Consider the following 14,644-nt stretch of genomic DNA (forward strand, 5'->3'; position numbering starts at 1 on the left):
GGGCGCCCCGCGCCGCCCCCCCCCCCCCCCCCCGTCCGCTTTCCCGCCACGGGTACGCGAGCCCGCCCACCGTGATCCGCTACGGTCACCGGCATGACCTGGGATGATCTCGACGCCCACCTGGACCGGGTGCCCGGCACCGTCTCCGCGTACGTGGGGCGGCTCGACGCGCCACCGACCTGGACCCGTCACCCGGACGCCACCCACTACGCGGCGAGCACCATGAAAGTGGCGGTGCTCGCCGCGCTGCACCGCGCCGCCGAGGCCGGCACCCTGGACCTGGACGCCCCGGTCCCGGTCGTCAACGACTTCGACTCCGCCCAGCCCGGCGCGCCCCGCTTCGCCTGCGCGCAGCCCTACGACAACGACGACGCGGTCTGGGACCGCCTCGGCGGCACCGCGTCGCTGCGCTGGCTGGCCGACCGGATGATCGTGCGCTCCAGCAACCTCGCCACCAACCTCGTTCTCGGCCACGTCGGGCTGCCCGCCGTGGCCGAGGTCTGGGCGCTCGCCGGTGCCCGCAACAGCATCACCGGCCGCGGCATCGAGGACTTCGCCGCCCGCGAGGCCGGCATCACCAACACCGTCACCGCCGCCGACCTGGCCGCCCTGCTCGGCGCCCTGGCCACCGGGTCCACCACCCCCGGCCACCTCGCCTCGCCGGCCGCCTGCACCACCATGCTGGACGTGCTGCTCGCCCAGGAGCACCGCGATGACCTGGCCGCCGGCCTGCCAAAGCGCACCCGCATCGCGCTCAAGAACGGCTGGGTACACGGCGTGCGCCACAGCGTCGGCGTGGTGCTGCCCGACGACGCCCCGCCGTACCTGATCGCCGTCTGCACCACCACCGACCTGGCCAACGGCGACCAGGTCGACGACGACGCCTGCCTGCTGATCGCGCACATCTCCGCGCAGGTCTGGGCCGCCCGCCACCAACTCTGACCGCACCGCCGCGGCGACCGCACCGCCGCGACCACCGCACCGCACCGCCGCGACCGCCGCGGCGACCGACACCCGCTGGCGACGGCTAGGCTGCTCGCACCCCCACCCCGGAGCCGCCGATGCCCCGCAGTCGCACCGTGCTGATCGCCTTCCTCGTCGTGACGGCGGCGAACCTGCTGGCCAACGCCGCCGGCGGCGGCCTGGCCCTCCTGCTCACCAAACCGCTGCTGATGCCGCTGCTGGCCGGGTACCTCTGGCTGTCCAGCGCCGAACGCGGAGCCCGACCGGACCGGCTGCTGCTCGCCGGGCTGGCGTTCGCCACCGGCGGCGACGTCGCCCTCATGCTCGACGGCACCGGTTGGTTCCTCGCCGGCATGGCCTGCTTCCTCGGCACGCACCTCTGCTACCTCGCGGCCTTCACCCGACACGGCGCCGCGACCGCGCTGCGCCGGCCGCCGCTGGTCGCCGTCCCGTTGGGGTACGCGCTGCTGACCGTCGTCGCGCTGACCTGGATGTGGGCGGGGCTCACCGACGCCGGGCTGGCCGTGCCGGTGGCCGGCTATGCGCTCGCGCTGGCCGCCATGGCCAGCACCGCCACCACCCAGGGTTGGCGGGTCGGTCTCGGTGCCGCGCTGTTCCTCGGCTCCGACCTGCTGATCGCCGCCGGGGTGGCCGAGGTGGCCCAACCACCCGGCGCACCGGTGCTGGTGATGGCGACCTACGCCGCCGGTCAGGCGCTGATCGTCACCGGCCGCGCCGCCCGCGCCAGCACACCGCCGAGCGCACCGGTCACTCCAGCAGCTGCCCCCGCAGCGCCGTGAGGTCGGCGTCGGTGAGCGCCAACCCGTCGCGCAGGTACGCGTCGAACGAGCCGTGCACCCGACGCACCTCGGCGTAACCGGCGTCCAGGTACTCGGCGCGGACCTCCAGCACCGGCAGCACCGCGTCGACGTCCAGCTCGGGGTTCCGCCGTCGCATCGCCTCGACGATCACCGCCCGCAGACTGTCGGTCAGCTCGTTGTTGCGCAGGTAGTCGGCGCGGATCGCCGCCTCGTCCACCCCGAGCGCCGTCAACAGGATGACGGTCAGCCAACCGGTGCGGTCCTTGCCGGCGGAGCAGTGGTAGAGCAGCGGCAGGTTCTCCGGCCGGGCCGCCAGCCGCACCGCCTCGGCGAACCCGGCCCGCGCCGACTCACCCGTGACGAACCAGCGGTAGATCGCCGCCATCGCCCCCGCCGTGCCCTGCCGGGCCAGCTCCGCGTACGCGTCCAGGTCGTGACCGAGCAGCACCGCCGAGACGTACGTGAAGACCGGGTGCTCCGGGTCGTGCACCGGCAGGCGCACCACCCGTGGCTCACCGGCGAACCGGTCCTCCGGGGCGACCGCGATCTCGGTGGGGTCGCGCAGGTCCAGCACGCACGCCGGCCCCAGCTTGGCCAGCACCGGAAGGTCCTCGTCGGTCAGCCGGCCCAGCGCCGGGGTACGGATCAACTGCCCGACCCGGACCCGCCGCCCGTCCGCGCCGACGAGCCCGCCCAGGTCACGCGCGTTCGGTGCACCCACCAGCTCCCAGCCCTGCCCGGTCATCCGGCCTCCCCTCCGAAGGTGAAACTCCGTATAGGGTGCCCCACATGACGATCTCGGCGGTACGCACCCACCGGGTTTCCGCCCCCTTACACACCCCGTTCGTCACCGCGTTGCGCCGTACCACCACGGTGGACACCCTGGTCGTCGAACTCGTCGACAGCGACGGCCGGTCCGGCTTCGGCGAGGCGCCCCAGGTCTGGCAGGTCACCGGCGCGTCGGTCGCCGGCGCACAGGCGTGCGTCCACGAGGTGCTCGGTCCACAGTTGGTCGGCCGCGACCCGGACGACCTGGTGGCCCGGTGCGCCGAGGTGCAGCGCGCGGCGGTCGGCAACGAGGCCGCCAAGGCGGCGGTGGACGTCGCCCTGCACGACCTGGCCGCCCGGCGGCTGGGCGTACCCCTGGTGCGGTTGCTCGGGGGCACCACGCTGCGGGTCCCGACGGACGTCACGTTGGCGGCGGGCGACGCGGTGGACCTGGCGGCCGCGGCACGGCAGCGGCAGGCCGACGGCTTCGGCGTGCTCAAGTTGAAGGTCGGCACCGACGCGGCCAGCGACCTGGACCGGGTGCGGGCGGTACGGGCGGCCGTCGGCCCCGGCACCCGCATCCGGCTGGACGCCAACCAGGGCTGGACGCCCCGGGAGGCGGTCCGGGTGATCCGCGGCATCGAGGACGCGGGCCTCGACGTGGAGCTGGTCGAGCAGCCGGTGACCCGTTGGGACCTGGACGGGCTGGCCTGGGTCAGCGACAGGGTGTCCGTGCCGATCCTTGCCGACGAGTCGGTCTTCGGGGTCCGTGACCTGGTGGAGGTGATCCGCCGCCGGGCGGCCGACCTGGTCAACGTCAAGCTGGCCAAGTGCGGTGGGCTGCACCCGGCCCGTACCCTCCTCGACCTGGCCACCGCGCACGGGCTCGGCACGGTGGTCGGCTCGATGATGGAGAGCCAGGTCGGTATCGGGGCGGCGGCGAGCCTGGTCGCCGCGTACGGCACCACGGCGGTCTCCGACCTGGACGCGGCCTGGTGGCTGGCCTGGTCACCGGTGCAGGGCGGCATCCGCTACGAAGGGGCGAACGTGGTGCTGCCGAACGCCCCTGGCCTGGGCATCTCCGGCATCACTGAAGCAAAAGTTCAGGCACGTGGTTGATGACCGTCGTTTTCTTTCATAGGGTTTCCCCTGGACAGCCGACACGATCTGGGGGTTGACGTGGAGCTGCAACCGGGCCGCGAGGCCGTCGTCCGGGTCGCCGTGGCGACGCTGTGGACCTCTCCCGACGCGGTCCGCCCGGTCGACCGCCCGGCGCTGACCGCCGGCGCCGACATCCCCACCTGGGTCTCCGGACTGGACACCGACCAGCAGGTCGGCGACTGCGTGCTGAGCCAACTCCTGCTCGGCGAACGGGTCCTGGTCAGCGAGCTACACCCCAACGGCTGGGCCCGGGTCGTCGCCGTCGAACAGCCGGCCGCCAAGCTGGACCCGCGCGGCTACCCGGGCTGGCTCCCCGCCGAGCAGTTGGCCGTTCCCGACCCGGCCCACACCAGCACCGACCATCCGCTGGTGGTGGACGCCACGGTCACCGGCCTGCACGCCGCCCCGGACGGGCCGGTGGAGCTGCCCGGCGTCGTCGTCGGCACCCGCCTCGTCCCGGCCGGCCCCGCGCACGACGACTGGCGGCCGGTGCACGTCCCCGGCCGAGCCACGCCGCTCTGGCTGCCCGACGGCCACCTGGTCCCGGCGTCGGCCGCCTCGCCGACCGCCGAGCAGGCGCTCGCTGTGGCACAGCGACTGCTGGACGTGGTCTACATCTGGGGCGGTCTCTCCGCGCACGGCATCGACTGCTCGGGGCTGGTGCATCTGGCCTGGCGGCGGTTCGGGGTGCTGCTGCCCCGCGACGCCGACGACCAGGCCGTGGCCACCACCCCGGTGCCGTTGGGCGCGGAACGCCCCGGCGATCTCTACTTCTTCGCCCGACCCGGCCGCAAGATCCACCACATCGGCATCGTCACCGCCACGCCGGGCGACGGCGGCCAGCGCCGCATGCTGCACGCCTGCTACCGGCGACGGCGGGTGATCGAGGAGCCACTGCCGGCCGACCGGACCGCGACGCTGGTGGGCGCGCACCGGGTCTAGGCGTGTTTCGGAAGTGTCGGTCCGCCAGCACGTCCGAAACACGCCCTTCACCGGGCGGGCGCGGGTCGGCACCCGGCCGGTGACCGGTCAGCGTCGGGCGTCGGCCAACTCGCGACGCCGGTCCCGGGAGGACTTGATCAGGCTGGCGGCGGTGGCGATGCCCAGCGTGCCGATGATGACCAGCAGCGACAACCAGATCGGGATGTGCGGTGCCCAGCCGACGTGCTCGCCGCCGTTGATGAACGGCAGGTTGTTGTCGGCCAGCGCCTCCAGCACCAGCTTGACCCCGATGAAGCCGAGCACGACGGCCAGGCCGTAGCTCAGGTAGATCAGTCGGTCCAGCAGGCCACCGAGCAGGAAGTAGAGCTGACGAAGGCCCATCAGCGCGAAGACGTTCGCGGTGAAGACCAGGTACGGCTCCTGGGTGATGCCGAAGATCGCCGGGATCGAGTCCAGGGCGAAGATCAGGTCGGTGGTGCCGATCGCGATCATCACGATCAGCATCGGGGTGAACAGCCGCTTGCCGGCCGAGTGGGTGGTCAGCTTCGCGCCGTCGTAGTCCTTCGAAATCGGCAGCGCCTTACGGCTCCACCGGATCAGCACGTTCTCGGAGAACTCGCCCTCGTCGGGCTCACCCTGCCGGGCCAGGTTCACCGCCGTGTAGATCAGAAACGCGCCGAAGATATAGAAGACCCAGGAGAACTGCGTGATCAGCGCCGCGCCCGCGGCGATGAACCCGCCGCGCATCACCAGCGCCAGCACGATGCCGACGAGCAGCACCTTCTGCTGGTACTGCCGAGGCACCCCGAAGCGGGCCATGATGATCACGAAGACGAAGAGGTTGTCCACCGAGAGGCTGTACTCGGTCAGCCAGCCGGTGTAGAACTGCCCAGCCGCGCTGCCCCCGGAGGTCAGCCAGACGCCAGCACCGAAGAGCAGGGCAAGACCGACGTAGAAGGCGACCCAGAGGCTCGACTCCCGGGCACTCGGCTCGTGCGGGCGCCGACCGATGATCAACAGGTCGACGAGCAGGATCGCAGTCAGTGCGACAAGCGTCCCCGCCCACACCAATCCGGACACGTCCAACGTTCATTCCTCCGGCAGACACGCGGCGTCGGGCACACCGTACGCCCCCGTGCGGGCCGGTGTGCCACTGTCGCTCACTCTGGTGACTGTCGGAGGTCTCTTCCGCCGTCGCCCCCGGGAAGGGGCGGCGACCTACGGGGCCGGGTCGGGACGCCGTGGTTCCGGCGATCGACCGTGCTGACGACTCCGTTGCGGGGGAATACTCCCCTCCTCGGTGACCATTGTTGCCCACCACGGCCCGTGATCACACCCCGGCCACCCAGTGGCGCCGGCCACCCGCCCGACCCGTCACACCGCGTAGTGCTTCCTAGGAGGCTAGTGCAGGTCGGGTGCGGCCATCGGGTGAAGACATCCTCGATGATCTATTCCAGGGGTTCGGTGAGCGGAGGTGTTGGTGCGTCTGATGGTCGAAGACCGTGCCGGCGACGCTGTCTGAGGCGGTTGACAGGGTAGATCTTGGACAGTTTCCGTTAGCTGCTAACGGAAAGTGTCCAAGATTGCCAGCGATGGCGGGTGAGGCGGCCCGAGGTCGTGCCGCACGGGAGCCATCTGGTCCCTGTCGCAGCCGGAGGTCAACTCACGTCTCCGATCGACGGGCATCGGCGGTCAGGTCTCTTGGATTAGGGGCTCGCCGGCGCCGGAACAGACCCCGCGACACCGTCGGCCCCGACCGGCGTGGGAGGCTGTCCGACATGGTGCTTGAGGTCGCGCTGATCGATGTACTGCCCGGACACGAGGACGCCTTCGCCGCCGCGTACGCCGAGGGTCACCCGGTGCTCGCCGGGGCGACCGGCTGCCGGTCCGTGCGGATGACCCGAGGAATCGAGTCACCGACCCGCTTCGTGCTGCTCGTCGAGTGGGACTCGGTCGAGGCGCACGAGGACAACTTCCGGGCCACCGAACGGTTCGAGAAGTGGCGGGCGCTGATCGGGCCCCACTTCGCCGGGCCGCCAGTGGTCGAACACTTCCTCGACGTACCGGCCTGAGCCACGTTGTCGTACCCCAGGGTTATCGTGCCGGGCGCACGCGCCGGCCGCCGGTCCCGACGGGCTCGGGGGCGCCGGGCCCGGTGGCCGCGCGGCGTGTCACCGTCGGCGGTTACTCGCCGACGCGGCGAGCCAGCACGGTGACCGTCTCCTCGGGTGACAGCGCCGCGGCCAGCAGCGCCTCGGTCATCCGCTGGTAACGGTCGACGTCGAGCACGGTGGCCAACCGGATGTCGGTGGTCAACGCCTCCAGCATCACCGTGCGCGGGTCCGCCGGGTCGGGAAAGGCATAGCAGGAATACGGCGTGAGCGGATGCAACCCGCCACCGGCCGCCCCGCGTGGCAGCAACCGCACCGTGACGTGGGGCAGGCCGGTGACGGCGACCAGATGCCGTAACTGTTCACGCCAGACCGCCACCGGCAGGTCACCCTGGTCGCAGACGGCCTCGGCGAGCACCGCCGTGTAGCGCGGCGGATAGGCCCGCCGCAGCACCTCCTGCCGCAGTGCCCGGGCGCGCACCTCGGCCTCCACATCGACCTCCGGCGTGAGCTGGGCGCCGGCCGCCACCAGCACCCGGGCGTACGCCGGCGTCTGGAGCAGCCCCGGCACCACCGACGGCTGGTACTCGACGATGTCGGCGGCGCCCGCCTCCAACTCGGCGTAGGTGCGCTGGCGTTCACTCATCTCGCCCAGCGTCTTCCACCAGCCTCGGCTGGTCGCCGCATCCCGGGCGATGACGATCAACGCCTCCCGCGCGGGCGTGGGCACCTTGTAGACATCCAGCAGATCGAGCACGTCGGCGAGGTCCGGCCGACTCTGGCCCAGCTCGATGCGGGACAGCTTCGACGTCGAGGCCCAGCCCAACCGGTCGCAGACCTGCTCCAGGGTCAGCGACTCGCGCCGGCGAAGCTGGCGCAGCTCTGCGCCGAGACGTGCACGTCGAATAACAGGACTTGTTGGCAGCGGCATCCCGGCCTCCCCACCGAGGGAGACTACGCAGGACGATCACCCAGTGCAATAGTTCGCTCGCGCACCGCAATCAGGGCACTCGGCGCCGCCGCCCAGCCGGGCCGCCCCGCACATCCCGTGGGCGCAGGTCAGAAGCGGTTGATTACCGTGCCGCCCGGTCGGGCGGGGTCGCCGCCGCTGCCGGCGGACCGTGAGTTCGGGCCGCCTGGCCGTGAGTTCGGGCCGGCCTGGCCGTGAGCTCCAGGCCGGCGCGGCGGGATTCAGGGCCGGTAGGTGCCGAAGGACCAGACGTTGCCGGCCAGGTCGCGGGCGGCGTAGTCGCGGGAGCCGTAGTCGGTGTCGAACGGCTCGCGGGTGATCTCGGCCCCGGCCGCGCGGGCCTGGGCGCAGTGCGCGTCGACGTCCGGAACGGCCACGTAGACCGACCAGGCGTCGTCGGCCGGACGGGGCCCGGCGTCGGCCCGACCACCCAGCATGATCATGCCGGTGTCGAGGACCAGCTCGGCGTGCGCGACAGTGCCGTCCGGCGCCTCATGCACGGCATGCACCCGGAAACCGAAGGCGGAGCCGAGCCAGTCGATCGCGGCGCGGGGATCGGGATAACGGAAGATCGGATAGACGGTTCGCATGACCCCATTCTGTGCGCGGCGGCGCGGATCCGGATTGGACGAATGTGACCTCAGCGGGTCGGCGCCGCGACCGCGGGTCAGCCGGCCATCGTCACCGGGCGGCGAGCAGCGCGGCCGGCGTCGCCCCCGCGAACTGGTGGAAGTCCCGGATCAGGTGGGACTGGTCGTAGTAGCCGCAGCCCGCCGCCACCGCGGCCCAGTCGACGGCCCGCCCGGCCGCGCCGACCCGGGTCGACACGGCGTGAGCCTGCTGGAAACGCAGCAGCCGTGCGGCCATCTTGGGCGGCAGCCCGATCTCCTGCCGGAACCTGGACGCGAGGTGCCGCCGGCTCCAGCCCAGCTCGTCGGCGAGCACTCCGACGCTCCCCCGCCCACCGCTGGTGGCAAGCCACCGCCACGCCCAGTCGAGCCGTGGGTCCACCGGCGGGGACGCCGCCAGCCGGTTGGCGAGCACCCTGTCGAGCAGGGCGAACCGCTCCGGCCAGCCGGGGGCCTCGGCGAGCCGGCCGCGCAGCCGATCCAGCCAACGGCCCGGAAGCTGCCCGACGCCGACGGCCCGATTGGTCAGCTCGTTCAACGGCAGACCGAGGAGCCGGCGGGCGGTCAGCGGGGCGAGCAGCAACTCCATGCCCTCCCCCACGCCCACCGTGCGGGTGGTGCACCAACTGTCGAAGGTGCCGGCCACGAACGAGTCGACAGCTGTGACGCCACGCTCCGCGCTGCGCGGGTCGGTCACGTCCAGCGGAGCGCCCCAGCCCAGGATCAGCACCACGAAGACGCCCGCCGACTCCCGGCGGACCAGTGGCGCGTCCGCCGGTTCCCGATAGCCCACGTACCGGTCGACGAACGGACGCAGGCTGGCGTCGGGCAGCCCGAGAACCATCTCGCCGATCTGCGCCACCGCCGTCAACCGTGCCCGCCCTTCGCGTGCCCCGGTCGACCGGGCCCGAGCGGAGCGCTGGGCGTGGCCGACCGGGTGGCCATCACTTCACGCCGGCGGCGTCCATGCCGCGCAGCTCCTTCTTCAGGTCGGAGACCTCGTCGCGGATCCGGGCCGCCAGCTCGAACTGCAACTCCCGGGCGGCGGCCAACATCTGGTCGTTGAGCTCCTGAATGAGCTGGGCGAGGTCGGCACGGGCCATCCCCTCCCGGGAGGTGGTGGTGGCGGACCGGCTGCTCCGGCTGCGGGTCTCCTTGACCGGCGCCTTGCCCCGGGAGAGCTGACGCACCGCGCCGCCGACCCGGGAGTTCTCGGTGTCCTCCGCCTCGCGGTAGATGTCGTCCAGGATGTCGTGGATCTTCTTACGCAGCGGCTCCGGGCTGATGCCGTGCGCCTCGTTGTGCGCGATCTGCTTGGCCCGACGCCGATCGGTCTCGTCGATCGCCGCCGCCATCGACGGGGTGATCTTGTCGGCGTACATGTGCACCTGACCGGAGACGTTACGGGCGGCCCGCCCGATGGTCTGGATCAGCGACCGGCCGCTGCGCAGGAAGCCCTCCTTGTCGGCGTCGAGAATCGCCACCAGCGACACCTCGGGCAGGTCCAGACCCTCGCGGAGCAGGTTGATGCCGACGAGCACGTCGTAGTCGCCCTTACGCAGCTCGCGCAGCAGCTCCACCCGACGCAACGTGTCGACCTCCGAGTGCAGGTAGCGCACCCGGATGCCGTTCTCCAGCAGGTAGTCGGACAGGTCCTCGGCCATCTTCTTGGTCAGCGTGGTGACCAGCACCCGCTCGTCCCGGTCGGTCCGCAGCTTGATCTCGTGCATCAGGTCGTCGATCTGACCCTTGGTCGGCTTGATCACGACCTCCGGGTCGACCAGGCCGGTGGGTCGGATCACCTGCTCGACGAACTCGCCCTGGGCCTGCTCCATCTCCCAGGTGCCGGGGGTCGCGGAGAGGAAGACCATCTGCCCGACCCGCTCCAGGAACTCGTCGAAGCGCAGCGGCCGGTTGTCGGCCGCGCTGGGCAGCCGGAAGCCGTGGTCGATGAGCATCCGCTTGCGCGACGCGTCGCCCTCGTACATGCCGCCGATCTGCGGGATGGTCACGTGCGACTCGTCGACAACGGTGAGGAAGTCGTCGGGGAAGTAGTCGAGCAGGGCGTGCGGCGGGCTGCCGGGCAGCCGCCCGTCCATGTGCATCGAGTAGTTCTCGATGCCGGAGCAGAAGCCGACCTGCCGCATCATCTCGATGTCGTAGGTGGTGCGCATCCGCAGCCGCTGCGCCTCCAGCAGCTTGCCCTGGCGCTCCAGCTCGGCGAGGCGCTCGGCCAACTCCACCTCGATGTCGCGGATCGCCCGCTCCATCCGCTCCGGACCGGCCGCGTAGTGCGTGGCCGGGAAGATCACCAGCTGGTCGACCTCGCGGACCACGTCTCCGGTCAACGGGTTGAGGTAGTAGAGCTTCTCCACCTCGTCGCCGAACATCTCGATGCGGACCGCCAGCTCCTCGTACGCCGGGATGATCTCCAGCGTGTCGCCGCGGACCCGGAAGGTGCCCCGCTGGAAGGCCATGTCGTTGCGGGTGTACTGGATGTCGACCAGCCGGCGCAGCAACTGGTCGCGGTCGAGATCCTGGCCGACCTGCACCTTCACGGCCCGGTTGAGGTATTCCTCGGGGGTGCCCAGACCGTAGATCGCCGAGACGGTCGCCACCACGATCACGTCGCGGCGGGTCAGCAGCGACATCGTCGCCGAGTGCCGCAGCCGCTCGACCTCCTCGTTGATCGAGGAGTCCTTCTCGATGTAGGTGTCGGTCTGCGGAATGTATGCCTCGGGCTGGTAGTAGTCGTAGTACGACACGAAGTATTCGACCGCGTTGTGCGGCAGCAGCTCGCTGAACTCCTTGGCCAGCTGCGCGCAGAGCGTCTTGTTCGGGGCGAGCACCAGGGTGGGGCGTTGCAGCCGCTCGATCAGCCACGCCGTGGTGGCGCTCTTGCCGGTGCCGGTCGCGCCGAGCAGCACGGTGTTGCGGTCGCCGCGCCGAACACGGCGCTCAAGATCGTCGATGGCCGCCGGTTGGTCGCCGGCCGGCTGGAAGTCACTGACGACCTGGAAGCGGTTGTCGAGCCGGGGAATGTCGAGCGCCATGCCATCAACGGTACGCCGGAGGTCCGACAGGAACGGCCGTCACGCCAGGTACGTGATCGGCTTCAATATTCCCATTGTGTGGCCCATGTCACCGGGACTACCCTCTTCATGTAGGCCGCTCGCGGCGGCCGACCGGGCCGGTGGCCAGGCCGTCATCACGGCAGGTCACCCCCGGCACTGCGGTCGCAGCACCCGGCTCGTCCGGCGTGCGCACCCGGGTGGTCGCGCTCGAGGCGCAGACCGGCCGCCGCGAGCGCCCCTGCTCGTCACCACGGTGCCTCCCCGCCCGTTTCATCTCCGTGGACACCTCTCCGACCCCGGCACCCGACACCGCCCGCACCGCCGTGCCCCGGCCGGACGACACGAGCCCCGCCAGCGCCTCGGCGGCCAGCCGGACCACCGGCGGCGCACGCCGAGCCACCGCCGGCCGCAGGAGCACCGCCGCCCGCCGGGCCGCCGCCGCGCAGAGCCTCGCGGAGAACCGCGAGACCACCCGCCGCGCCGACACCACCGGCCCCGCCTCGGCCGGCCGTCGTCGTCGTACGGTGCTGCTGTTGCTCGGGCTGACGGCGGTGACCTCCGCGACGGCGTTGGTGCTCGGGCTGTTGAGCTGGGCGCCCGACCCGCCCGAGCCGGCCCGACCGCTGACCGTGACGGAGGGCGAGCGGATGGCCGCGCTGCGGGTCACCAACCTGCGGGACCTGCGCGCCGGCGTACGCGTCACGGCCGGCACCGGCGCCACCCGGATCGAACTGGTGGGCTGGGTGGACTGGTCCCGGTCGCTGCTCTACCTCGACGTCGGCGGGCCGGGCGCGGGCGCCGAACGCGGGCTGTTGCAGCGCGGCGGGCCGGTGCTGATGATCCGGCCCGATCCGGTGGCGGTGCCCACTCCGGCCGCACCACCCCTGGTGCCCCCGGCAGACCGATGGCGGCTGCACCGGCTGGCGCCCGGGGCGCACCTGGCACCGGTGCTCGACCTGCTCCTCGATCTCGCCGCCGACCGCCCGGACACCACGACCCGGACGGCACCGTCCAGCGCGGCGCGTTGGATCGCCCGGGAGACCCTGCCCGCCGGCCCACTGGACGTCATCCAGGCACCACTGCCCACCGGCGCGCCGGCCGCCACCAGCCTGGCGACCGGCGCCCCCAGCGCCGCGACGCCCGCTCCGGACGGAGAGACCCGGTACTGGCTCGACCAGGACGCCCGGCTGCACAAGCTGGTGACCCGGCTGCCCGGTGCCGGCCCGGTCACGATGATCTTCAACCGGGCGGACCGGCCGACCCTACGACCGGTGGACGCGCTCGGCGGCCGGTCCGGCCTGCCCCGGGCGCTGACCGACGCCGAGCAGCGTCGGCTCGACCGGCTACCGGCCCGGCTCCGCGCCCAGGGTGGTGCCACGGTGACGCTGACCGCGCCGATGGGTACGGACACGAACCTGCGGGGCGCCGGCTGGTTGAGCTGGACCGCGCGTACCGCGTACCTCGCTGTCGCCGACCTGGGCGTACCGGATCGCCGGACCCTGCTGCGACGCGACGCCGCCGGCCTGGCCCGGGCGGACCTGCCGGCGGTGGCCGTCGGCGGCGGCAGCCCGGAGGCCCCGAACCGGCCGCCGCTGCCGCCCCCGACCGGGGGCTGGCGGAACACCCGACCGGGCGGGGACGACCTGAGCCTGCTGGTCGACGCCGCAGTACTCGCCGGGTCGGTCGGCCCCCGGGGCGCGACCTCGCGGGTCCGCGAGGACATCGCCGCCGGACGGACCGTGGACGTCATCGAGTCGGGTCCGGCGGACGCGCGGCTGCGCTACTGGATCGACCGGGACGGGTCGCTCCGCCGGCTGGAGTTGCAAACCGACGCCGGCGCGTGGGCACACCTGGATCTGTACCCCGCCGCCGTGCCCCGACTGGCTGCCAACCCCCGATCCGTCGCCCCTCGACCGTCGGCCCCTCGGTCCAATGCCCGCTGACCGGTGTCTCAGGGCCGCCAGTCGGTCTGCGCGGCCCACTGCTCGGCCCGCAGGTACTCCTCGTCGAACCACGGGTTCCGGGCCGTACCGGAATCGCCGGCCTCCGGCGCCGCGTCGACCAGGTCCCGCTTGAGCAGCAGGTACGCCGCCCGCTGATCCGGGTCGGCACGCAGGTGGTCGCGCATCAGCAGCGCATACCGCCAACCTGGCGAATCCGCCAGCCGCACGTGCAGACGAACCGGGCGGGCCGGGTCCGCACTGCCGTGCAGCCGCTTCTCCCACCGACCTCTGCCGGCCGGGCGCGGGTCATCCCACCACTGCCCCGGCACCCGGGGGAAACCGGCGCCCGCCAGCCGATCGGCCAGCGACCCGTCGGCGTCGGCGAGGCTGGAGACCGTCACCTGCACGTCGATGACGTTCTGAGCGGCCAGGCCGGGCACCGCCGTCGAACCGATGTGGTCGATCCGCAGGGCGTCCGAGCCGAGCGCGTGTCGGATCCGGGCGGCCAGCCGCGCGTACTGCTCCGGCCAACTCACGTCCGCCCCGGCCAGGTCGGCCCGGTCTGGCGGGACCACCCGCCGCTGGCGCACGTTGTCCTCGTAGGGCACCAGCCGCCGATTCCAGAGCGCGTCGACGGCGTCGTGCAGGGCCGTCAGACTCCCGTCGTTGCTCAGCACCACGTCGGCCGCCGCCCGGCGGCGGGCGTCGTCGGCCTGGGCGGCGATCCTCCGCTCGGCCTCCGCACGATCCATCCCCCGGTCGCGCGCCAGCCGCTCCAGTCGGGTCGGCACGGCCGTCTGCACCACGACCACCAGGTGGTACGTCGGCGCGAGGCCCACCTCGACCAGCAGCGGTACGTCGTTGACGACGATCGCGTCCGGCGCCGCCGCGGCGGCCAGCTCCGCGGTACGGGCCCGCACCCGGGGGTGGGTGATCGCCTCCAGCCGACGACGGGCGGCCTCGTCGGCGAACACCACCGCGCCCAGTGCGGCACGGTCCAGTGCGCCGTCGGCGTCCAGCACCGCCTCGGAGAAGGCGGCGACGATCTCGGCCAGCCCGTCCGTACCCGGCGCCACCACCTCCCGGGCCACCCGGTCGGCGTCAATGAGCACCGCGCCCCGCTCAACGAGCCGCGCGGCCACCGCACTCTTGCCCGACCCGATCCCGCCGGTCAACCCCACCCTCAGCACCCGAACAGTCAACCGGATCCACAAGCCCGTCGCCAAACCATGCGACGCCCCGGCGCCGGTGCTCGCTCCCGG

At 72.6% G+C, this 14,644-nt stretch carries 13 protein-coding genes; 6 read left to right on the forward strand and 7 right to left on the reverse strand.

Annotated elements, in window-relative coordinates; translation table 11 throughout:
- Positions 1–93 precede the first annotated feature (93 nt).
- Together ABZU52_RS21020 and ABZU52_RS21025 are read left to right on the forward strand one after the other, a co-directional pair.
- The gene (locus ABZU52_RS21020; RefSeq protein WP_354972685.1) at positions 94–942 is read left to right on the forward strand and encodes a serine hydrolase; all 849 of its coding nucleotides are present in this window, start codon (positions 94–96) and stop codon (positions 940–942) included.
- 119 nt (positions 943–1,061) lie between these two features.
- Complete coding sequence (locus ABZU52_RS21025; protein ID WP_354972686.1) at positions 1,062–1,763, forward strand: lysoplasmalogenase; 702 nt, start codon at positions 1,062–1,064, stop codon at positions 1,761–1,763.
- On the opposite strand, the gene ABZU52_RS21030 is transcribed toward ABZU52_RS21025, so the two are convergent.
- A complete protein-coding gene (locus tag ABZU52_RS21030; RefSeq protein ID WP_354972687.1) occupies positions 1,732–2,529 on the reverse strand; it encodes a tyrosine-protein phosphatase in 798 nt (265 codons plus the stop codon). The two genes, ABZU52_RS21025 and ABZU52_RS21030, sit on opposite strands and share 32 nt — an antisense overlap.
- A 44-nt stretch (positions 2,530–2,573) precedes the next feature.
- On the opposite strand from ABZU52_RS21030, the gene ABZU52_RS21035 reads away from it, so the two are divergent.
- Together ABZU52_RS21035 and ABZU52_RS21040 are read left to right on the forward strand one after the other, a co-directional pair.
- Positions 2,574–3,671 carry a dipeptide epimerase gene (locus ABZU52_RS21035; protein ID WP_354972688.1) on the forward strand — a complete coding sequence of 366 codons (1,098 nt, stop codon included), beginning with the start codon at positions 2,574–2,576 and terminating at the stop codon, positions 3,669–3,671.
- A 60-nt stretch (positions 3,672–3,731) separates the two neighbouring features.
- Positions 3,732–4,655 carry an NlpC/P60 family protein gene (locus ABZU52_RS21040; protein WP_354972689.1) on the forward strand — a complete coding sequence of 308 codons (924 nt, stop codon included), beginning with the start codon at positions 3,732–3,734 and terminating at the stop codon, positions 4,653–4,655.
- Positions 4,656–4,742: 87 nt separating this feature from the next.
- On the opposite strand, the gene ABZU52_RS21045 is transcribed toward ABZU52_RS21040, so the two are convergent.
- Entirely contained in the window at positions 4,743–5,741 is a 999-nt protein-coding gene (locus ABZU52_RS21045; RefSeq protein WP_354972690.1) for a TerC family protein, read from the reverse strand.
- 692 nt (positions 5,742–6,433) lie between these two features.
- Between ABZU52_RS21045 and ABZU52_RS21050 the strand changes: the two genes are divergently transcribed.
- Entirely contained in the window at positions 6,434–6,727 is a 294-nt protein-coding gene (locus tag ABZU52_RS21050; RefSeq protein WP_354972691.1) for an antibiotic biosynthesis monooxygenase family protein, read from the forward strand.
- A 112-nt stretch (positions 6,728–6,839) separates the two neighbouring features.
- Here ABZU52_RS21050 and ABZU52_RS21055 read toward each other — a convergent pair whose 3' ends face one another.
- From ABZU52_RS21055 to uvrB, 4 genes are all read right to left on the reverse strand, one after another.
- The gene (locus ABZU52_RS21055) at positions 6,840–7,697 is read right to left on the reverse strand and encodes a helix-turn-helix transcriptional regulator (protein WP_354972692.1); all 858 of its coding nucleotides are present in this window, start codon (positions 7,695–7,697) and stop codon (positions 6,840–6,842) included.
- Positions 7,698–7,957: 260 nt separating this feature from the next.
- A complete protein-coding gene (locus ABZU52_RS21060; protein ID WP_354972693.1) occupies positions 7,958–8,326 on the reverse strand; it encodes a VOC family protein in 369 nt (122 codons plus the stop codon).
- A 91-nt stretch (positions 8,327–8,417) separates the two neighbouring features.
- Positions 8,418–9,227: a helix-turn-helix domain-containing protein gene (locus ABZU52_RS21065; RefSeq protein WP_354972694.1), complete on the reverse strand. Its 810-nt coding sequence runs from the start codon at positions 9,225–9,227 to the stop codon at positions 8,418–8,420.
- Between the two features lie 82 nt (positions 9,228–9,309).
- A complete protein-coding gene (uvrB, locus tag ABZU52_RS21070) occupies positions 9,310–11,418 on the reverse strand; it encodes an excinuclease ABC subunit UvrB (protein ID WP_354972695.1) in 2,109 nt (702 codons plus the stop codon).
- Positions 11,419–11,717: 299 nt separating this feature from the next.
- On the opposite strand from uvrB, the gene ABZU52_RS21075 reads away from it, so the two are divergent.
- Positions 11,718–13,382 (forward strand): hypothetical protein, encoded by a 1,665-nt coding sequence (locus tag ABZU52_RS21075; protein WP_354972696.1) that lies wholly within the window; start codon positions 11,718–11,720, stop codon positions 13,380–13,382.
- An 8-nt stretch (positions 13,383–13,390) separates the two neighbouring features.
- Here the strand turns inward: ABZU52_RS21075 and coaE are convergent, their stop codons facing one another.
- Positions 13,391–14,572 (reverse strand): dephospho-CoA kinase, encoded by a 1,182-nt coding sequence (gene coaE / locus ABZU52_RS21080; RefSeq protein ID WP_354972697.1) that lies wholly within the window; start codon positions 14,570–14,572, stop codon positions 13,391–13,393.
- Positions 14,573–14,644 lie beyond the last annotated feature (72 nt).

It is taken from the genome of Micromonospora sp. NPDC005220 (genome assembly GCF_040607895.1).
Classification (GTDB): domain Bacteria; phylum Actinomycetota; class Actinomycetes; order Mycobacteriales; family Micromonosporaceae; genus Micromonospora.